Origin of the sequence: Mesorhizobium sp. WSM4887, from assembly GCF_029625865.1 — a bacterium.
GTDB lineage: Bacteria > Pseudomonadota > Alphaproteobacteria > Rhizobiales > Rhizobiaceae > Mesorhizobium.
Genome location: NZ_JARTVP010000020.1, coordinates 21204 through 42149 on the forward strand (window position 1 = coordinate 21204; position 20946 = coordinate 42149).

The window sequence follows — 20946 nt, forward strand, 5'->3', positions numbered from 1 at the left end:
GACAGCCCCAACGGAGTGCTCGCTTTATGAAAACCCTCGGCCTTATCGGCGGCATGAGCTGGGAATCGACGGCAATCTACTACCGACTGCTCAACGAGATCGTGCGCGAGCGGCTGGGCGGGCTGCATTCGGCGAAGCTGTTGCTCTGGTCGTTCGACTTCGCCGAGATCGCCGAACGCCAGCATGCCGGCGACTGGGACGGCGCCGGTCTCCTTCTGGTAAAAGCAGCGCGCAAGCTGGAGGCCGGCGGCGCCGAGGGCCTGATGATTTGCACCAACACGATGCACAAACTCGCCGACACGGTGCAGGCGGCCATCTCGATTCCGCTTCTCCATATCGCCGACGCAACTGGACACGCTGTTGTCGCTGCAGGCGTGAAGCGCCCGGCGCTGCTCGCGACGCGCTTCACCATGGAACAGGATTTCTATAAAGGGCGGCTCGCCGACAAATACGGCCTGCAGCCGGTCGTGCCCGGCCGGGCCGGCCGCGACATGGTGCACCGGCTTATCTATGATGAGCTCTGCCAGGGAGTCGTCAAAGCCGACTCGAAGTCCGCCTATGTCGAGGAAGTCGGCCGTCTGCGGCGCGACGAAAAGATCGACGGCCTCATCATGGGCTGCACCGAGATCACCATGCTGATCGGCCAGGGCGATTTCGACATGCCGGTGTTCGACACCACGCGCATCCATGCCGAGGCAGCGATCGAGTTCGCATTGTCCTGAAAGGGCGCTCTTCTGACGCTTCTTCTCTTGCGTCTTCTCAAATGTGCCGGCCGCCATCTGGCGCGCGGATTTTCCTCGGCTAGAATGCCGGCAATTTCAGAACAAGACTTTACGAGGGGGATCAGATGGAGTTCGCGTTTCCGTGGCCGGCGAGCCAGGGCGAGTGGCTGGCATGGTCGAGCGCCGTCGTGACGCTGCTCATCGGTCTCGTGCTCTTCCTGGCGCCGAATCTCGCCTTCCGCATCCTGCGCCTGCAGGCAAAGCCGGAGAAAGCGGCGGCGATCGCCGAAGGGCGCGGCCGCATGTCGGGCTTCTATCTCGGCGTCAGCCTGTGCTGCATCCTGCTCGCACAGCCGCTGCTCTATATGGCGCTCGGCTTCTCATGGCTGTTCACCGCTTTCGGTCGGCTTTTGTCGATGATGTCGGACGGCGCCAATACACCTTTCAACTGGGCTTCCATCGTGATTGAATTGGCCCTGGCGGCGCTGCCGCTTGCCTTCGCCTTCGGCTTCGTACCGTGAATTCGTGGCTAATCCGCCGCTCAGGCTCGGCCTTCGCCGCCTGATGCGACAAAAGTGCCTGAAACCATGCCGGACGATGCATTGCGGTCTCAAAAGGCCTGTGCTAGACGGCAATCGACTTTCGGCCGGGGATAGCGGAAGCCATCCCTCCGTGCTTGGAAAAATCGCAGTAAGGTCAAAGATTTAGCCAGAGTTTTCGCTCGCGCCAACAATCTGCGGCCTGTCAGACAAGAGAAAAGACGGTCCGTGGCCCAATCGTCATCGCCAATCTCAACTGTCGCAGAGCGCTATGCAAGCTCGCTGTTCGAGCTCGCGCTGCAGGAAAATTCGGTCGCCCAGGTCGAGGCTGACCTCAACGATTTCGAGGCGATGCTCAATGGCAGCGCCGACCTTGCCCGGCTCATCAACAGCCCGGTGTTCTCCAGCGACGATCAGGCCAAGGCGATCGGCGCGATCATCTCTAGAGCCAACATCACCGGCCTCGTCGGCAATTTCCTGCGCGTCGTCGCCCGCAACCGCCGCCTGTTCGCCGTGCCCGGCATGATCAAGGCGTTCCGCCAGATTGCCGCCGACCACCGTGGCGAGGCGTCCGCCGAAGTCACCTCCGCGCATGCGCTGACGGATGCGCAGCAGGCCGAACTCAAGGCGACGCTGACCGGCATCGCCGGCAAGGATGTGGCCATCGCCATGACCGTCGACCCGTCGCTGCTCGGCGGCTTGATCGTCAAGATGGGCTCGCGCCAGATCGATACGTCGCTCAAAACCAAACTCAATTCGCTCAAGCTTGCACTGAAAGAGGTCGGCTGATGGACATCCGCGCCGCGGAAATTTCCGCAATTCTGAAAGACCAGATCAAGAATTTCGGCAAGGAGGCCGAGGTCTCCGAAGTCGGCCAGGTTCTGTCCGTCGGTGACGGCATTGCCCGCGTCTACGGGCTCGACAACGTCCAGGCCGGCGAGATGGTCGAATTCCCGGGCGGCATCCGCGGCATGGCGCTGAACCTCGAAGCCGACAATGTCGGCGTCGTCATCTTCGGCAACGACCGCGACATCAAGGAAGGCGACACCGTCAAGCGCACCGGCGCCATCGTCGACGTTCCGGTCGGTCCCGGCCTGCTCGGCCGCGTGGTCGACGCGCTCGGCAATCCGATCGACGGCAAGGGCCCGATCCAGGCGACCGAACGCCGCCGCGTCGACGTCAAGGCGCCCGGCATCATTCCGCGCAAGTCGGTGCATGAGCCGATGTCGACCGGCCTCAAGGCCATCGACGCGCTGATCCCGGTCGGCCGCGGCCAGCGCGAACTGGTCATCGGCGACCGTCAGACCGGCAAGACCGCCATCATCCTCGACACGATGCTGAACCAGAAGTCGGTGCACGACAACGGCCCGGAGAAGGAGAAGCTCTACTGCGTCTACGTCGCCGTCGGCCAGAAGCGCTCGACCGTCGCGCAGTTCGTCAAGGTGCTGGAGGAGCGCGGCGCGCTCGACTACTCCATCATCATCGCCGCGACCGCGTCGGATCCGGCGCCGATGCAGTTCCTGGCGCCGTTCGCTGGCTGCACCATGGGCGAATATTTCCGCGACAACGGCATGCATGCCCTCATTAGCTATGACGACCTGTCGAAGCAGGCCGTCGCCTACCGCCAGATGTCGCTGCTGTTGCGCCGCCCGCCGGGCCGCGAAGCCTATCCGGGCGACGTGTTCTACCTGCATTCGCGCCTGCTGGAGCGCGCCGCGAAGCTCAATGACGATAATGGCAACGGCTCGCTGACCGCGCTGCCCATCATCGAGACGCAGGCCAACGACGTGTCGGCCTACATCCCGACCAACGTGATCTCGATCACCGACGGCCAGATCTTCCTCGAGACCAACCTCTTCTTCCAGGGCATCCGCCCGGCGGTGAACGTCGGTCTGTCGGTGTCGCGCGTCGGCTCCTCGGCGCAGGTCAAGGCGATGAAGCAGGTCGCCGGCTCGATCAAGGGCGAGCTCGCGCAGTACCGCGAAATGGCGGCCTTCGCGCAGTTCGGCTCCGACCTCGACGCCGCCACCCAGCGTCTGCTCAATCGCGGTTCGCGCCTGACGGAGCTCCTGAAGCAGCCACAGTTCTCGCCGCTCAAGACCGAAGAGCAGGTCGCGGTGATCTTCGCCGGCGTCAATGGCTATCTCGACAAACTGGCGCTGAACCAGGTCGGCAAGTTCGAGCATGGCCTGCTCAGCCACATGCGCTCGGCCGGCAAGGACGTGCTCGACGGCATCCGCAAGGAGAAGGCGCTGTCGGACGACTTGCGCGGCAAGCTCAAGGCCGAGATCGACGCCTTCGCCAAGACCTTCGCTTAACGACCAGCCGGACGCACGGGATCAGGTTTGAAGCATGCCTTCATTAAAAGACCTTCGTAACCGTATCGCCTCGGTCAAGGCGACGCAGAAGATCACCAAGGCGATGCAGATGGTCGCCGCGGCGAAGCTGCGTCGCGCGCAGGAAGCGGCGGAAGCGGCGCGTCCCTATTCCGAGCGGATGGGGGCTGTGCTGGCCAACATCACCCAGGCGATCGGCGGCGGCGGCGATGCCCCGGCGCTGATGACGGGCACCGGCAGGGACGACGTGCATCTGCTCGTCGTCTGCACCGCCGAGCGCGGCCTGTGCGGCGGCTTCAATTCCCAGATCGCGCGCCTGGCCCGCGAGCATATTCGTAAGCTTCTCGCCGACGGCAAGCAGGTCAAGATCATCTGCGTCGGCAAGAAGGGTTTTGACATCCTGCGCCGCGAGTACGGCTCGCTGATCCTCGAGCGCGTCGACCTGCGCGAGGTCAAGACGCTCGGCTTCGTCAATGCCGATGCGATTGCGCGCAAGGTGATCAACCTGTTCAATCAGGGCGGCTTCGACGTCTGCACCTTGTTCTACTCGCAATTCAAGTCGGTGATCAGCCAGATTCCGACGGCGCAGCAGATCATCCCGGCGGCCCCGGCTTCCGCCGCTGCCGAGACGAGCAACGGCGCCACGGCCGTCTACGAATACGAGCCGGAGCCGGGCGAGATCCTCTCCGACCTCATCCCGCGCAACATCGCGGTGCAGATCTTCCGCGCGCTGCTGGAAAACGCGGCTGGCGAGATGGGCGCCAAGATGAGCGCGATGGACAATGCGACGCGCAACGCCGGCGACATGATCAACAGGCTGTCGATCACCTACAATCGCCAGCGGCAGGCGCAGATCACCAAGGAACTCATCGAAATCATTTCGGGCGCCGAGGCGCTCTAGGCGCGCCCCGCCGCCGAGGCAATCGACCTCGCGGCAGAAGGCGTGAGCAACAGACAGACGAAAAGGGCAAAGACGATGGCGAAAGCAGCTACCCCGAAGACCGCCGCCAAGGCGGCACCGGCCCCCAAGGCGGCAAAGGCTCCGGCAGCAGCCGCGAATGCCGCTCCGGCCAAGAAGGCGGCCGCTCCGGCCAAGGCAGCGGCTCCGGCGAAGGCGGCCAGCGTTGCGGCGAAGCGGGTCGGCGCCGCCGGCAAGGTGCGCCAGGTCATCGGCGCCGTCGTCGACGTCCAGTTCGAAGATCATCTCCCGGCCATTCTGAATGCGCTGGAAACCGACAATGTCGGCAACCGCCTCGTCCTCGAAGTCGCCCAGCATCTCGGCGAGAACACCGTGCGCTGCATCGCCATGGACTCGACCGAAGGTCTCGTGCGCGGCCAGGATGTCTATGACACCGGCGGACCGATTTCGGTGCCGGTCGGCCCGGGCATGCTCGGCCGCATCATCAACGTCATCGGCGAACCGGTCGACGAGGCCGGCCCGGTCGACGCCGTCGAAATGCGCGCCATCCACCAGCCGGCCCCGGCCTATGTCGACCAGTCGACGGAAGCGCAGATCCTGGTCACCGGCATCAAGGTCCTCGACCTGCTGGCGCCTTACGCCCGAGGCGGCAAGATCGGCCTGTTCGGCGGCGCCGGCGTCGGCAAGACCGTTCTGATCCAGGAACTGATCAACAACGTCGCCAAGGCTCACGGTGGTTTCTCGGTGTTCGCCGGCGTCGGCGAACGCACCCGCGAAGGCAACGACCTCTATCACGAGTTTATCGAATCGGGCGTCAACAAGAAGGGCGGCGGCCAGGGTTCCAAGGCCGCGCTGGTGTACGGCCAGATGAACGAGCCGCCGGGCGCGCGCGCCCGCGTCGGCCTGACCGGCCTCACCGTCGCCGAGTATTTCCGCGACCAGGGCCAGGACGTGCTGTTCTTCGTCGACAACATCTTCCGCTTCACCCAGGCGGGCTCGGAAGTGTCCGCGCTGCTCGGCCGCATCCCCTCGGCCGTGGGCTATCAGCCGACGCTTGCCACCGACATGGGCGCGCTGCAGGAACGCATCACGACCACGACCAAGGGTTCGATCACCTCGGTGCAGGCCATCTACGTTCCGGCCGACGACTTGACCGACCCGGCGCCGGCCACCTCCTTCGCCCACCTCGACGCCACGACCGTGCTCAACCGCGCGATCTCGGAAAAGGGCATCTACCCGGCCGTTGATCCGCTCGACTCGACCTCGCGCATGCTCGACCCGATGGTCGTCGGCGAGGAGCACTACCAGGTCGCCCGCCAGGTGCAGTCGATCCTGCAGCGCTACAAGTCGCTGCAGGACATCATCGCCATCCTTGGCATGGACGAGCTGTCGGAAGAGGACAAGCAGACCGTTGCCCGCGCCCGCAAGATCGAGCGCTTCCTGTCGCAGCCGTTCTTCGTCGCCGAAGTGTTCACCGGCTCGCCCGGCAAGCTGGTCGACCTCGCCGACACCATCAAGGGCTTCAAGGGCCTTTGCGCCGGCGACTACGACCACCTGCCGGAAGCGGCCTTCTACATGGTTGGCGGCATCGAGGAAGCGGTCGAGAAGGCGCAGCGCCTGGCGGCTGAAGCGGCGTAAAGAAGCGAATAGCGAATAGGGAGTAGCGAATAGGGATCAGTGGGCCGGCCGAGTTTTTCACTACTCGCTACTCGCTATTCCCTACTCGTTAGATTGGCATGGCTGAAGCTTTCAAGTTCGAACTGGTCTCGCCGGAGCGGCTGCTCGTTTCCGAGCAGGTCGAGTCCGTCGTCATCCCGGGCGCCGAAGGCGAAATGACCGTGATGGCGCAGCACGCTCCGGTCATGACCACGATCAAGCCCGGCGTCGTCACGGTGAAAACAGCGGCAGGCAAGGAAGAGCGCTACGTCGTGTTCGGCGGCTTCGCCGACATCCTGCCCTCCGGCTGCACGCTGCTGGCCGAATCGGCGGTCGCCGTCGGCGACATCGATCGCGCTGATCTCGCCCGCCGTATCCAGGAAGCCAGGGAAGACGCTGCCGACGCCAAGGACGACGAGGCCCGCAGCAAGGCAGAGCAGTTTCTCAGCCAGCTCACCACGTTGGAAGGCGCGCTGCTGCCGGCCTGACGGCGGCATCTTAGGATGGACTGAAAGAGAGCGGGCTTGCCCCCGCGGGCTTGCCCCGCTTTTTTGTTTGCCTCGTTTGCCCGTTTTCTCGTTTGGGAGACAGTTCGCCTGCTTGTCAGGGTGTCTTGCGGTTTCATGCAAACGGCGAGCCGCTCTATCTTCTTGTTTGGGTGATCGACCCCGACACGAGTTCGGCAGGCGACGACACGCCGGAAATCGTCGTGCCGCCTGATGAATATTTCATGCTCGGCGACAATCGCGACAATTTGGCCGACAGCCGCTTCACCGGGCACGGTGCCGTACGGCAATCTCGTTGGCAAGGCAGTGCGCCTGTTCTGGACGGGGCCTACTCTGCCGCACGGCAGGTCGTGAACGAGTCGGGCGAGTAGTCTCGGTTCAGAGACGCGCTACTCGGCCAGCCGGGGCGGTTCCTTGCCGATGCCGAGCGCCGCGAGAGCCAGCTTCGGACCGCCCTGCTTGAAATGGACGAGATGCGTCGCGACAAACTCGATCAATTTCTGTCGCTCCGGATGATCTTTGGCAAAGCCGGCGAGGTCGAACACGGCCTCGGCCATTGTTGCCGCCGGCAGATTGCGGCCGAACAGGTTGCTGAGGGCGTCGTCGAGCGGGTCGGTGAAATGACCCTCGGGCAAGCTGCCACCGCGCGCGGAGCATGCGGCGATCCAGGCGGCGACAACCAGCGACAGATGTTCCGGCAGCAGGCCCGCCTCCAGCCGGGCAAGCGCGGAAGCGACGATGCGCTGCGGCAGCTTCTGGCTGCCATCATTAGCGATTTGCGCGGTGCGATGAGCAAGCGCGGTGTTGGAGAAGCGCTGGGCGAGCTCGGCGGTGTAGGCGGCGGTATCAAGGCCTGCATCCTGGGGCAGCGTCGGCACGGCTTCGGCCCACAATGCGTCGACAAACCGTCGGATCGACGGGTCGGCGAAGGCGCGGTCGACGGTCGCGTGGCCGCTGAGCAGCCCTAGATAGGCGATGCCGGAATGCGCGCCGTTGAGCAGTCTCAGCTTCATGTCCTCGAAGGGACCGACATGCTCGACCATGGTGACGCCGAATTTCTCCCAGGCCGGCCGCCCGGTTGGGAAACGATCCTCAATCACCCATTGGCAGAACGGCTCGGTCATCACCGGCCAGGCATCCTCGAGACCAAGCTCGCCGGCGATGCGCGCCCGGTCGGCGTCGGTGGTCGCAGGCACGATGCGGTCGACCATGGAAGACGGGAAGGCCACTTCGTTGGCGACATGGCTGGCGAGTTCGGCATCGCCCTGTCGAGCGAGCCCGGCATCGCCCTGTCGAGCGAGCCGTAAGTCGCGCAGTTTCGCGAACTCGATCAGCAGGCGGTGCAGCGTGGCGCCGTTGGCCGGAAGGTTGTCGCAGCACAGCACCGTGAAGGGCGGCGTGCCGGCGGCGCAGCGGCGCGCAAGCGCCTCGGCCAGGAAACCATGCGCCGTCTTCGGCGATCCAGGGTTTCCCAGATCGTGGACGATGTCGGGATGAGTTTCGTCGAGCCTGCCGTCGGCGGCCCTTAGATAGGCCTTTTCGGTGATGGTCAGCGTGACGATGCGGGTGCGCGGATCGGTGAGCGCGGTAAGCACAGCGTCCGGATCTTCGGGCGCCACCAGCAACGACAGGATCGAGCCGATGATCTGCAACTGCTCGCCGGCGCTTTCCCTCACCGCCAGCGTGTAGAGACCGTCCTGCGGCGACAGCGCATCGCGTGTGTCGGGACTGCGCAGCGAGAGGCCAATGATGCCCCAACCCGTATCGCCATCGGCCAGGCAGGCGTCGACATAGGCCGCCTGATGAGCGCGATGGAAGGCGCCGACGCCGAGATGGACGATGCCGGGCGTCACGGCGCCGCGATCGTAGCGGGGTATGGCGAATGTGCCCGGCAGCTGCGCGATCGTGGCGTTCGACAGTCGGCTGTTCATTGGTTTGAAGTCTCCGATCGGCGCGTCGAGCCTGGCAGGAATGGCGGCAGCGGCGTAGCACCCGCCGCTGCCCCGTACAATGGCCGGGCTTTATGCAAAAGTCATCATACAACCAGCTGGTTTTTGTATGTTGACATTACTCTTTGTCAATCTACCAATGGGTTAGCCTGGGAGGAGCGAAGTGGCTGCATTGACTGATCCGGACCTGCTGTTCGCGCCGGAAACGCGAACGCTGGCTCGTGCCCTTCATGCAGGGGTCAAGGACCTGCCGATCGTCAGCCCGCATCGCCACACGGACCCGCGCTGGTATGCGCTCAACAAACCCTTTCCCGACCCGGCGCAGCTCCTGATCGTGCCGGACCACTACATCTTCCGCATGCTGTTCAGCCAGGGCGTTCGGTTGGAAGAACTCGGCGTGCCGACGCTCGACGGTGCACCGGTCGAGACCGACGGCCGAACGATCTGGCGGCGCTTTGCCGAGCATTACTATCTCTTCCGCGGCACGCCGACCCGGCTCTGGCTCGACCATGTGTTCGAGCATCTGTTCGGCATCGACGAGCCGCTCAACGCCAGCACCGCCGATCGGTGCTACGACACGATCGCGGCGATGCTTCAGCGCGCCGACTATCGGCCGCGGGCGCTGTTCGAGCGCTTCAACATCGAGGTGATCGCCACCACCGAAGGCGCGCTCGACGATCTCAAATGGCATCGCATGATCCGTGACAGCGGTTGGCAGGGCCGTGTCGTTACCGCCTATCGGCCGGACGCCGTGGTCGATCCCGACTTCGAAGGTTTCCTGGCCAATCTCGATCGCCTGGGCGAAATCACCGGATGCGACACCGGCACATGGGCCGGCTATCTCGAGGCGCACCGAAAACGCCGCGCCTATTTCAAGGAATTCGGCGCCACCTCGTCCGATCACGGCCATCCGACCGCCGACACCGCCAATCTTTCCGACACCGCGGCGCAGGAGCTGTTCGACAGCATCCGCCGCGGCTCGGAGGACGAGCGCGAGCGAAAACTGTTTCGTGCCCAGATGCTGACCGAGATGGCCAAGATGAGCCGCGACGACGGGCTGGTGATGCAGATCCATCCCGGGTCGTGGCGCAATCATTCGCCGGCTGTTTTCCAGAAATTCGGCCGAGACAAGGGCTTCGATATCCCGACCCGGACCGATTATGTGACGGCGCTGAAGCCGCTGCTCGACTGCGTCGGGCTGGAGCGAGACCTGACGATCATCCTGTTCACGCTCGACGAGACGAGCTATGGGCGCGAGTTGGCGCCGCTCGCCGGCGTCTATCCGGCGCTGAAGCTTGGGCTGGCCTGGTGGTTCCACGACAGCCCGGAAGGCATGCGCCGCTTCCGCGAGATGACCACCGAGACGGCGGGCTTCTACAATACGGTCGGCTTCAACGACGACACGCGCGCCTTTCCATCGATCCCGGCGCGCCACGACGTCGCGCGGCGTGTCGACTGCGCCTTCCTGGCGCGGCTCGTCGCCGAACATCGGCTTCGCGAGGAGGAAGCGTATGAGCTGGCGCGCGAGCTTGCCTACACGCTTGCCAAGAAGGCGTACCGGCTCTGAGCCGGTCGCCAGGATTTGAGAGGCATGAAGTTCCGCATCATCCAATCGGACGTCTTCGTCGAACATGGTCGGCAAGATCACGGTCTGGGAAGCGATGCGCTCGATCTGGTCATTCTACGGCGCGGGTATCGTGGTTCTGGCGCTGGTGACGTATATTCCCGCGATCTCGCTGTGGTTGCCAAGTGTCTTCAAGTAGGCGTCCTCAAATAGGGCGTTCAGATAGGGGAGTGCGACGGTGGCCGGGCCCACGACGGATCTCAGGGTCGAACGGAAGCCGAAGCTGTCGGAAACGGTGGTCGCGGCGATCCGCAAGCAGCTGTTGGCGGGCGAGATCCCGCCCGGGCACAAGCTGCCGACCGAGGGGCAGCTCACGGAAACCTTCGGCGTCAGCCGCACCGTCATTCGCGAGGCGCTGGCAAAGCTTGCCGCCGACGGTCTCGTCGAGGCGCGGCAGGGCGCCGGCGTCTTCGTAACCGAACACATCTCCACCACGCTCGGCGTTTTAGCCGCCGATATGGGCGCCAAGGATTCGATCGCGCTCAACGTGCTCGAGGTCCGGCTGGCGATCGAGATCGAATCGGCCGGCCTTGCCGCCATCCGCCGCAACGCGGCGCAAGAGGCGGCGATCCAGGAGGCTTTCTTCGAGTTCGAGCGGCTCCTGCTCGCCAGTCAGCCGACCGGTCCGGCGGATCTCGCCTTCCATAGGGCAATCGCCAGCGCCACCAATAACCCGTTCTATGTCGAGATGCTCGACGTGCTCGGCCGCCGCGCCATTCCCTGCGACGTAACCTCGCCCTGGTCGGCCGAGCTCGTCCAGTCCGACGAGTACCAGCGTGGCCTGCAACGGGAGCATCTGGTGATCCTCAATGCGATTTCGGCGGGCGACGCCGAAGCCGCGCGCGAGGCGATGCGGGCACATCTCACCTCAAGCCAGCAGCGCTACCGCGAGCGCCTGCAGGCGCGGCAGGCCTATTACGCAAAGTCCGTGGCGGCTGCGTCGACCGGATAATCATTCGAGCAAGGTAGAGATGGACCAGACACACACCGGCGCTTTCATCTGGGCCATGGCTGGCGACAATGTCGACTATATCGACGTCGACAAGGTGGCGATGGACCAGCTCAAGTGAGCGATCTTTTCGCCTTCAGCCTTGCGGGAAAACGCATCCTCGTCACCGGCGCCAACACCGGCATCGGCCAAGGCATTGCAGTGTCGGTCGCGCGCGCCGGCGGCGCCGTCATCGGCGTCGGGCGCTCGGCGATGGATGAAACCGCGGAGGGGATCGCGGCCATTGGTGGCCAGTTCGAAACCGTGGCCGCCGATCTCGGCGATCCTGCCGCGGCTGCCGTCATGCTCGACCGGATATGGGACGAGAAGGGACCGCTCGACGGCTTGGTCAACAATGCCGGCATCATACGACGCGCCGACGCGGTCGATCTGACCGAAGCCGACTGGGACGAGGTGATGGACATCAATTTGAAGGCGGTCTTCCGGCTTTGCCAGAGTTTTGCCAGACGCGTGCTGGCCGAGCCCGGGCGGCGCGGCAAGATCGTCAACATAGGCTCGGTGCTGAGCTTCCAGGGCGGCATCCGCGTCGCCTCCTACACCGCTTCGAAACATGGTGTGCTTGGCCTCACGAGGCTGCTCGCCTGCGAATGGGCGGCGAAAGGCATAAACGTCAACGGCATCGCGCCGGGCTATATCGAAACCAACAACACCGAAGCCTTGCGCGCCGACCCCGACCGCAGCGCCGCCATCCTCGGACGCATTCCCGCGGGGCGCTGGGGCCGGCCGGGCGACATCGGCGACGCGGCCGTTTTCCTGCTCGCGCCCGCGTCGGACTACATGCATGGCGCGGTGATGCCGGTGGACGGCGGCTGGCTGGCGCGGTGACCATTCTGCCAATTTCGAACGGAAGCTAAGCGATGACGCCTCTCTTTTCACATGCCGGCGAAAAAGCCTGGGAGCCGACGCCCGACGGCAACAGACGGCGCGTGCTGGTGCACACGGCCGAACTGATGATGGTCGAATTCGCCTTCGACAAGGGCGGCCTCGGCGCGCTGCATTCGCATCCGCACGTCCAGGCAAGCTATGTCGCCGAAGGCCGCTTCGAAGTCACCATCGACGACAAGTCAGAGATCCTGGCAGCGGGAAGCAGCTTCATCGTGCCGTCCAACCTGGTGCACGGCGTCAGGGCGCTGGATGCGGGGCGGCTGGTCGACAGTTTTGCGCCTTATCGGGCCGACTTCCTATAGCGATATTCCTGTTGCCAAAGAAAAACCCGCGCCGTGAGGCGCGGGTTTGTTGCCTGGGCGCAGGTGGCGCCGCCGCGGTACTCAAACATTGCCGCAGGACGACAACGGTGCCGCAACATGGTGAAGATAGGTTTAACGAAGAGGACTGGCACTCTGCCGGCATATCGGCCAAAGAGACGGCGCGCCGCAGCTTTGGCATCGGATGAACTAAGCCGGCGGGAGCGGAAGTCGGAAATGGACGTCGCACGAAAATCAGAGGCCTTTTTGCGCAAGGCCATCAGGCGGCCGATAAGAGAGGTTCGGCGCTTGGCACTGGACGTGAAGCGGCTGTGGCGGCTTTGGTTTGCTGGACGCTCGGCGCCTTACAAGAAGATATTCATTGCCGGCTGCGCGCGCAGCGGAACGACGCTGACTCAGCGCCTGATGGGGTGTTTCGAGGACACCTTCGTCCATCGAGCCGAAGCGAAATACACCCAGCTGGATATGTTGGACCGCTCCGAAACCAACCTTGTCGTCAAGCGCACGGATCGGGGTTATGCGCATCTGGCGAAATTGCCCGCCGCCATTGGCCTGATCTATTGCGTTCGCCATCCTTTCGACGTGCTCACCAGCTCGCATCCGGAAAGCAGTGCGGAGCGCCGGTTCCATGTCACCTCCGAACGCTGGCTGGCCGAGTACGAGGCCTTGCTGCGGCTGAGAAAGGCGCAGCCGGAGCGCGCGATCGTCTATGTCCGCTACGAGGACATGATCGCTCGGCCGGACGAGGTCCAGGAGAGGATCGCGCGAGCATTCGACCTCAGGCCACGTATCCGCTTCAGCGAGGATGCCGGCAACCCGATACGGGCAACATCGCTCAAGAAGTGGGAACGGAACGAGGAATACCTTGCCTATCTCAAAGCCCTGCCCCCGGCCTTCCTCGCCCGGCTGAGAGGGTTCTGTGACGAGTTCGGCTATGACATGCCGGAGTGGGCAAACGCATGACGTCGATGCTCGGCCTTTCAGCCGAACGGCGAGGACCGTTGATTACGCCCGATATGCTGCCGGGCGATGAGGGAGCCAGCATAAACGGCCCATCGCTGGTGAGGATGCCGGCGTGGGCGACCGGCCGGCTCGCAACGTATCACCTCTATTTCGCGCATCACAACGGCACCCACATCCGCCTAGCCTATTCAGATACGCTGCAGGGTCCTTGGAGCGTTCACCCGGGCGGCGCGCTTTCGCTTGGCGAATGTCCTTTTCTGAGGGATCACATCGCCTCTCCCGACGTGCATGTCGACGAGCAGACCCGACGCATCGTCATGTATTTTCACGGCCCCGAGCGACATGGCCGCGAGCAGACGACCTTTGCGGCGACATCGGTCGACGGCCTTTGCTTCAACCCCAGCCCCCAGGCGCTAGGGCCGTTCTATGCGCGGATCTTTCGGCATGACGGCTGGTGGTATGGGCTTTTCGGCACCGGCAGTATCAGGCTTCGCCGATCTATCGATGGTCTTTCCGGATTCGAGGAAGGGCCGGTCGTGCTGCCGGGCTCGAGCCGGGTTCGGCCGCGGCATGTGGCGGTGCAGAAGAACGGGGATTCGCTGATTGTCTATTATACGCGCAAGGGCGACGCGCCGGAGCGCGTGATTTACGGCAGCATCGACCTTTCCAAGGAGTGGCGGCGCTGGGTCGTGCGCGGCAGGACCGAATTGCTGAGACCCGGCACCGACTACGAGGGCGCCGGCCTGCCGGTTCGCCGCAGCAAGGCGGGCGTGGCAAGAAGCAAGGAGAACGGGCTGCGCGATCCGGCCATTTTCGAGGAGGATGGCCGGACCTGGCTGCTCTATGCCATTGCGGGCGAGAGCGGCATCGCGCTGGCCGAAATCCGACCGGGAGAACTCCGGGCTGTCGGGCTGCGAAAATTGATTGCGGATCTATGGAGCCGGCTTGGAGTCTAACGCGCCCTGCCTTTGCTAACCTCGGCTCAGTGGACACTGCCGACCGCCTTGCCCTGCCATCTCGGTATCGCCGGGTTGCGGCGCAGGGAGGAGCCGACACCTCCGGCAGAGACGGCGGCGCCGGCAGGCAAAAACGGCGGACAGCACGGGTTGCGATGGCGTTCGGGCGATCCGCGCCTTAAGAACGTGACCTCAGCCGAAACCGGGAATCACTCTCAAATGCAAAACGCGATGGCGGGGCGGGCATCGGTGGCGGGCATTGCGGCGGAGGGGCGCGATCCGAAGCGGCGCGTGCTGAAGGACGTGTTCGGCTTCGACGATTTTCGACCCGGTCAGGCCGAGGTGATAGAGGCGCTGCTGTGCGGCCGCCACGTGCTGGCGGTCATGCCGACCGGCGCCGGCAAGTCGCTCTGCTACCAGGTTCCGGCGCTGGTCCTTGGCGGGCTCACCATCGTCGTCTCGCCGCTGGTGGCGCTGATGCAGGACCAGGTCGCGGCGCTGCGGCTCGCCGGCGTCGCCGCCGATACGATCAACTCCTCGCTCGATCGCGATGCCAATGTCGCGGCGTGGCGCCGCGTCGCCTCGGGCCAGACGCGTCTGCTCTATCTGGCGCCGGAGCGGCTGATGACCGAGCGGATGCTCGACGCGTTGGCCAGGCTCGACATCCGGCTGATCGCCGTCGACGAGGCGCATTGCATCTCGCAATGGGGGCCAGCCTTTCGGCGCGAATATGAGGACCTTGCGCGGCTGCGGGACCTCTTTCCGAAAGTGCCGATGATCGCGCTGACCGCGACCGCGGACGAAACGACGCGCACCGACATTTCGGCGCGGCTGTTTGCCGAGCGTGTCGACACGCTGGTGCTGGGCTTCGACCGGCCGAACATCAAGCTTGCCATCGAGCCGAAGCAGGACAGCAAGCGCCAGCTGCTGCGTTTCGTCGAACGCCATGCGGGACAGAGCGGCATCGTTTATTGCCTGTCGCGCAGGAAGACAGAGGAGATGGCGGCCTTCCTCGAAAAGAACGGCGTCACCGCGCTCGCTTACCATGCCGGCATGAGCAAGGAGGCGCGGGACGCGAACCAAAACGCTTTCATGACGCTGTCCGGCGTGGTCATGGTGGCGACCATCGCCTTCGGCATGGGCATCGACAAGCCGGACGTCGCCTATGTCTTCCACACCGACCTGCCGGCGAGCCTCGAGGCCTATTACCAGGAGATCGGCCGTGCCGGCCGCGACGGGCGGCCGGCCGAGGCGCATATGCTCTACGGCCTCGGCGACATCCGCACGCGGCGCCTGTTCATCGACGACGAGGATGCCTCGCCGGAGCACAGGCGGCGCTCGCATGGCCGGCTGGACACGCTGATCGGCTATTGTGAGACGGCGCAATGCCGGCGCCAGGTCCTGCTTGGCTATTTCGGCGAAGGCGCCTCGCCTTGCGGCAATTGTAACAACTGCCTCAGCCAGGCGCCGCGCGCGGACGGAAGCATCGAGGCGCGCATCATCCTTTCGGCCGTCGCGCAAACCGGCGAGCGGTTCGGGGCCTCGCACATCGTCGACATCCTGCTCGGCCACGAGACCGAGAAAGTGCTGGCCCGAGGTCATCAAAGGCTTGCCAGCTTCGGCACCGGCGCGGCGCACAAGCGACCCGCGTGGCTGTCGCTGATCCGCCAGCTTGTGGCGGGCGGGTACCTGGTGCCGGACCCGGACGGCTATGGCGGCCTTGCCATTTCCGAGAGCGGCCGCGCGCTCGGGCGCGGCGAGATCGCCTTCGAGGGTCGCGTCGAGACGCGGCACCGTTCCCTGCGCGACAAGCGCGTTCGGCCCAGGCAGCGGCGGACGCCGAAGACCTGGACGCCGCGCTGCTCGCCACGCTCAAGGCGCTGCGGCTGCGCCTGGCGAAGGAACGCCAAGTCCCGGCCTATGTCGTTTTCTCCGATCGCACGCTGATCGCCATGGCCGAGCGCTGCCCGCGCGACCTCGCAGCCTTCGCCGAGGTGAACGGTGTCGGCGAAGCCAAGCTCAAGGAATTCGGCGAGGTCTTCTTGAGCGCGATTGCGGAGCATCAATCCGGCGGATCAGGTTGAGGCAAAATCGGCCGGCGCATCACGCTCGTCCGGCCCAACCTACAAACCGGATCACGCATTCAAACGATGATTGCCCGCAGCCGACGCGCAACGCCCGCTCTCAAGTTGCGCCCTGGATGGCCCCCGACCATGGTTCTCACAGCGTCCAAGGGCTGCAAGCCGGCCTCGCGCACCAGCGTGCACGCTGGCGCTCATGCTCGGCCGGTCATTTTCGGGCGATGGTGCCGCGGCCCTGCGGGCGCTCGTTGCGCATCGCCGAAGGTGAGCCGTTGAAATGTGAACGGCGCCGATCGGTGGTTCCGCGCCGTTCCTGTGGAAACATTCCTGTTGCAATCTTCGAGGCAAACAGCTCGAATAAAGTCTTTCCGGGGGAACAAGAATTGTGAACAAGGGTGTGGTACGGCTTATTCCAAAGCCGAGGGCCTCAATATTCATCTGTGGTTGCGGTCATACCGGGTCGACCTTGCTCGCCCGGATATTGGCAGCGCATCCGGATGTCTTCAGTGTTCCGCGGGAGACAAGCGCTTTCGTCTCGGACAAAGGCGCCAGATGGACTAAGCTAAGCTTGCTTTTGCTTGAGGCGGCGATTTCGCGCCGGAGCGTCTGGGTCGAGAAAACCCCCGGGCATATTCATTACACCCGTCAGATACGCGAGACGATCCCGGACGCTCGTTTCATTGTGGTGACGCGCGATGGCCGTGATGTCGTGGCATCGCTCGGGCAGCGCTACGAGGGCGATTTCGACAGAGCTTTCCAAAGGTGGGTCGCCGACAGCAGGGCCTCGATGCTCTGCATCGAGAGGGGCGGGGCCATGTTGTGGCGCTACGAGGACTTTATCGAGTCGCCTGCGCTCTCCATCGAACGGCTATGCCGCTTCATGGATGTGGCCTTCGATGCTGCCATCCTGGACTATCACCGGCATCCGGTCGTCTGGGGAAGGGCAAGAAGAGTTCGCACGGCGCATTCGGCTCGCCGTTCGACGCAGGTCAACCAACCGATCACCGACTACAGGGGCGGCTGGCGATCGAAGCTGCCTGCGGAATTCGCCTCGCGTTTCGAGGCAGGTGAGGCCCAGGAGCTGATGACCTATTTCGGATATCGCTGAGGGCGACTGTCGCGCTCCTTCGCCAAGGCTTCGGAGGCTATCTCGCTCGCTCTTAAGGGATTTGAGGCTTGTCCTGCGAAAGCGCGCAGCTCGAAGCAGGATGGCGGAGAGGGAGGGATTCCCTTTCACCTCTATGATACTGAAAATACTAGTCTTTTCGCGCTTTTTGTTACACAGTTTGTTACACAGCTACAACTACGATTTATAACCGCTCTAAGCTCGCAGCTTTTGGGCTCGCCTGCCCAATCCATCCGATCTGTCGAAACCGATGGCTTGTAGGACACTCCCGCGTGTGTACGTTGGGGCTTGGGTCAGAAGGTGACCCACAGCAAAGACGGGAGCGCCGCAGCGCAAAAGATCTCATCGGTCAAGGAACAGATAGTGAAGTAGCCTGTGACAATCGGCGCCAGCATCACCTCCAAAGCCGACCAGGAAAAACCCGCAAAAAACGTCGCCCTCAGATACCCCGTCGGCAATGAATATGGGACCGAAGTTGCGCGGCAGATCGGGCGTTAGATGCCTTCATGACATCTGAACCTGAGCAGGCTCCTACGCCGCGAGCCGGCACATTTCCGAACGGAGTTTCGTCCGGCTGCGCAAAAAGGTGCCCTGTCGAGACTTACTTGTTGGCCAAATGGCTTAGCAGGGACGAACTCGTGAAGAGATTGATAATGCAACACTATCAGTCGTTGTGCTGATCCGACAGGCTGTGCGTTTTGGCACGAAAATCATGGCGAAAAGCGCACCGGCACTTTACTCTCCAAATTATGATTCGCCTCGATCCCGCGACCGCCAGCTCCTCTGCGCCGCCCTCCGTTCCCGCGTGGGCGATCACAAGCGCCGGCGCGCCGAGTGACGGCGACGCCGCCTTCCGGGCCGGCGCCGCCCTGGGTGCCCTCGACACGCTCGCCCGCGCGCAGGCAGCCTGGGCCGGCGCTTGGCGGCAGCGGCTGGCGGTTCGCTGCGCCGCCTCCAGCATGCGGCTCGCCGGCCGCGCCGAGGATGCGGCCGCCTTGCGCGATGCCTGGCATTTGCGTCCCCTACGTGCTGACCCCGGTCCCGCAGGCGCCGTCTTTGGCGCCTGGCGGCAGTTGGCCAGGCAGCCGCCCGCCGCTACGCCCGGCCGGCTCGGGAAGATACTCGACCAGCTTGGCCTCCATTGGGACGGCGCCGCGCTCGCCGACCTTTGCACGCAGATCGAAAAACTCGGGGTATCCCAGCGGTCGGCGCCATTCGACGCCGCGGCGATCGCCGCTGAGGTCGTCGCCATGCGTCCCGATGCCGAAGTCTTTGGCTGGTGGCTCGCCGACCTGGTACTGGCGCAACGCCTGGGCTGGCCGCAGCCCCTGCCGCTCCTAATGGCGCAGGGTTTTGGACCATCTTTCCGCACCGAGGCCGGCGGTGGCCGGCGCATCCGGCCCGGGGACAAGAATTTTGAGCGGGCGGTTTGCATCGCGCTCGTCGCGGCCGCCGCGGACGCTTGTCGGTTGGCCGCCGAGCTGTCGCGCCGGGCCGAAAAACTCCTGGCGGTGGCGCCGAAACTGCGCGCCAAAGGCGCCGGCGACGTAATCTTTCTGCTGCTCAGTGAAGACGCCGTGTCCGGATCGCTGACGACGGACAATCTGTCGCGCTTTGCATCGCGACGGCTGTTCGAACGGCTGCAGCAACTGGAGGTCGTGCGCGAGCTCTCCGGCCGCCCCACATTCCGGCTGTTCGGGCTGTAGCGATGAGCGAAGCGTCCGCCCGCCGCAAGCCAAACGATCAGCCGGCGCTGCTCGACACCGAACTGGAACATCTGCCGCCGGAGCTGCGCTGGTGCGAATGGATGGCCCGCGTCGAAGCGGTGATCTTTGCGGCAAATGAACCGGTGACACGTAGTGTCCTCGCGCGGGTGGTGGGAAAAAACTGCAATATCGAGCTGATCATCGACGACATTCGCGCCGAACTCGCCGGCCGCCCTTACGAGCTGGTCGCGGTCGCCGGCGGCTGGCAGCACCGGACCAAAAAGGTTTTTGGCGACGCCATTCACGCAGCCTTCGGCACGGCAGCGGGCGAGGGAGCAAAAGAACTGTCGCAGGCGGAGGCGCTTGTCTTGATGTGCATTGCCTATTTCCAGCCGATCACCCGTGGCGAGCTGTCGAGCTTTTTCGGCAAGGAGGTGTCACGTGACCTGATCGGCGTGCTGCGCGCTGAGCAGCTGGTCGCCTCGGGGCCGCGCAGCCCGCAGCCGGGCGCGCCCTACACCTATGTGACGACCAAAACTTTTCTGTCGCAGTTCGGGCTCGACACGCTGCGCCAGCTGCCGGATTTCGAGGCGCTCGAGGACGCCGGGCTGCTGTCGAAGGAGAAGCTGCTGGATCATCCCAGGGTTTGCAGATATCGACGATGATGGCGCCAGCGCCGCGCTCGACGAATAGATGATCCCATCACGGCGGGACACACGCGATCTCGCCGCTCGTCACATAGAAGATTGCGCCACGCACGCCGTCTGGTCTCGCCGGCTGGGTCCTTCGCGTGACGGAAGGGAGGTGGCGGCACGCGTCCGCTTGTCGATGAAGGATAAGCGAACAGGCAATTGATCGAGCCTGGTCGCACATGTCGATCACCATTGAGAGCTCTCGAAGGGAGAAAGTTCAATTGAACCACGTCTACCTTGAGCTTCTCGCGACGATTGAGGCGTTAAGATCCAGCCCATCGGGGCGACCATTCAGACGCTGATGGACAAGGTTCGCGACCTTTCACAGACGATCAAAGCCCTGAAAGACGATCTCCACCAGACAGCCGGCTATGGCCTGCTAAGAACCTAGCCAGCCGGCGAGTGCCCATCCCGGCCATTGTCAGCGAGGCGGCCATCCCAACAAGATCGCCTTGCCGCCACCGCCAATGGCGGATGCTGACAGCAGCGCCATAAGAACGCCAACGTAGATGGGGAAGATCATCCTCGGGCTATTCGTCCTTCCAAATGACAGTCTTCCCCCGAAAATCCCAATGAAATTTGAGGTTGGCTTTCAGTACCTCGGTGGGGATCCTCGGCTCGATCGCTGTGTGGAGAGCGTTATACGTTTCTCGGCAGAAGCTCGGCGGCGGGACATTCAGCTTGTACCCCGACGGGTACCTAAAATCTTGCTGAGAATTCATCAGGTCAAGGTTGTTGGCAATCATCTTCACGTTCCCAATCGGCGGCATTCCTAGGGCCACTGCGGCTTCGTAAATGTCCTCGATCTTGTGACCGAAGCCGAGCCGGAGACCGCGTTTCGACACGCCCTTTGAAGCTAGATACGCTTTCAAGAGGAGTTCTAGGTGTGAGCTTTCGAGAGGTTGTCCATTCGGACCGGACCGAGGAGACTGGAGTTACCACGCTTCAGCATCCATC

General features: G+C 63.9%; 18 protein-coding genes and 2 pseudogenes. 19 read left to right on the top strand and 1 reads right to left on the bottom strand.

What is annotated here, in order from left to right:
- Window positions 1-26: 26 nt before the first annotated feature.
- The 8 genes and pseudogenes from P9230_RS31055 to P9230_RS31090 all read left to right on the top strand — a co-directional run.
- Window positions 27-722, top strand: a complete 696-nt coding sequence (locus P9230_RS31055; protein WP_278121647.1) for an aspartate/glutamate racemase family protein — start codon at window positions 27-29, stop codon at window positions 720-722.
- Window positions 723-847: 125 nt separating this feature from the next.
- Entirely contained in the window at window positions 848-1243 is a 396-nt protein-coding gene (locus tag P9230_RS31060) for a DUF4345 family protein (RefSeq protein ID WP_278121649.1), read from the top strand.
- A gap of 246 nt (window positions 1244-1489) precedes the next feature.
- On the top strand, window positions 1490-2050 hold the full coding sequence (locus P9230_RS31065) for a F0F1 ATP synthase subunit delta (RefSeq protein ID WP_278121650.1): 561 nt from the start codon (window positions 1490-1492) through the stop codon (window positions 2048-2050).
- Window positions 2050-3579, top strand: coding sequence for a F0F1 ATP synthase subunit alpha (gene atpA / locus P9230_RS31070; RefSeq protein WP_067001528.1), 1530 nt, complete (start codon window positions 2050-2052; stop codon window positions 3577-3579). The genes P9230_RS31065 and atpA overlap by 1 nt, the downstream gene beginning before the upstream one ends.
- A gap of 34 nt (window positions 3580-3613) precedes the next feature.
- Entirely contained in the window at window positions 3614-4498 is an 885-nt protein-coding gene (locus tag P9230_RS31075; RefSeq protein ID WP_095799719.1) for a F0F1 ATP synthase subunit gamma, read from the top strand.
- 75 nt (window positions 4499-4573) lie between these two features.
- On the top strand, window positions 4574-6154 hold the full coding sequence (atpD, locus tag P9230_RS31080; RefSeq protein WP_067002177.1) for a F0F1 ATP synthase subunit beta: 1581 nt from the start codon (window positions 4574-4576) through the stop codon (window positions 6152-6154).
- 98 nt (window positions 6155-6252) lie between these two features.
- Window positions 6253-6660, top strand: a complete 408-nt coding sequence (locus P9230_RS31085; protein ID WP_067001534.1) for a F0F1 ATP synthase subunit epsilon — start codon at window positions 6253-6255, stop codon at window positions 6658-6660.
- A gap of 188 nt (window positions 6661-6848) precedes the next feature.
- A pseudogene (locus tag P9230_RS31090) lies at window positions 6849-7032 on the top strand (S26 family signal peptidase); the annotation flags it as partial.
- A gap of 35 nt (window positions 7033-7067) precedes the next feature.
- Here the strand turns inward: P9230_RS31090 and P9230_RS31095 are convergent.
- Window positions 7068-8609 (bottom strand): mannitol dehydrogenase family protein, encoded by a 1542-nt coding sequence (locus P9230_RS31095; RefSeq protein WP_278121651.1) that lies wholly within the window; start codon window positions 8607-8609, stop codon window positions 7068-7070.
- A gap of 181 nt (window positions 8610-8790) precedes the next feature.
- Here P9230_RS31095 and uxaC point away from each other — a divergent pair, with 181 nt between their 5' ends.
- The 11 genes and pseudogenes from uxaC to P9230_RS31150 all read left to right on the top strand — a co-directional run bounded on the left by uxaC (window position 8791) and on the right by P9230_RS31150 (window position 19962).
- On the top strand, window positions 8791-10194 hold the full coding sequence (uxaC, locus tag P9230_RS31100) for a glucuronate isomerase (RefSeq protein WP_278121653.1): 1404 nt from the start codon (window positions 8791-8793) through the stop codon (window positions 10192-10194).
- A gap of 64 nt (window positions 10195-10258) precedes the next feature.
- Window positions 10259-10390, top strand: coding sequence for a hypothetical protein (locus P9230_RS31105; RefSeq protein WP_278121659.1), 132 nt, complete (start codon window positions 10259-10261; stop codon window positions 10388-10390).
- A 39-nt stretch (window positions 10391-10429) separates the two neighbouring features.
- A complete protein-coding gene (locus P9230_RS31110; protein WP_095799723.1) occupies window positions 10430-11203 on the top strand; it encodes a FadR/GntR family transcriptional regulator in 774 nt (257 codons plus the stop codon).
- Between the two features lie 114 nt (window positions 11204-11317).
- Entirely contained in the window at window positions 11318-12085 is a 768-nt protein-coding gene (gene kduD, locus P9230_RS31115) for a 2-dehydro-3-deoxy-D-gluconate 5-dehydrogenase KduD (RefSeq protein WP_095824150.1), read from the top strand.
- 32 nt (window positions 12086-12117) lie between these two features.
- Window positions 12118-12447 carry a cupin domain-containing protein gene (locus tag P9230_RS31120; RefSeq protein WP_095824149.1) on the top strand — a complete coding sequence of 110 codons (330 nt, stop codon included), beginning with the start codon at window positions 12118-12120 and terminating at the stop codon, window positions 12445-12447.
- Window positions 12448-12753: 306 nt separating this feature from the next.
- Complete coding sequence (locus tag P9230_RS31125) at window positions 12754-13428, top strand: sulfotransferase (RefSeq protein ID WP_245322329.1); 675 nt, start codon at window positions 12754-12756, stop codon at window positions 13426-13428.
- Window positions 13425-14384: a hypothetical protein gene (locus P9230_RS31130; RefSeq protein WP_278121657.1), complete on the top strand. Its 960-nt coding sequence runs from the start codon at window positions 13425-13427 to the stop codon at window positions 14382-14384. Before P9230_RS31125 ends, P9230_RS31130 begins: the two co-directional genes overlap by 4 nt.
- Window positions 14385-14615: 231 nt before the next feature.
- Window positions 14616-16468, top strand: a pseudogene (gene recQ / locus P9230_RS31135) (DNA helicase RecQ).
- 571 nt (window positions 16469-17039) lie between these two features.
- Entirely contained in the window at window positions 17040-17573 is a 534-nt protein-coding gene (locus P9230_RS31140; RefSeq protein ID WP_176477577.1) for a sulfotransferase, read from the top strand.
- A 767-nt stretch (window positions 17574-18340) separates the two neighbouring features.
- Complete coding sequence (locus P9230_RS31145) at window positions 18341-19297, top strand: DUF1403 family protein (RefSeq protein WP_063169437.1); 957 nt, start codon at window positions 18341-18343, stop codon at window positions 19295-19297.
- A 2-nt stretch (window positions 19298-19299) separates the two neighbouring features.
- A complete protein-coding gene (locus tag P9230_RS31150) occupies window positions 19300-19962 on the top strand; it encodes an SMC-Scp complex subunit ScpB (RefSeq protein WP_063169436.1) in 663 nt (220 codons plus the stop codon).
- The last annotated feature ends 984 nt before the right edge of the window (window positions 19963-20946 follow it).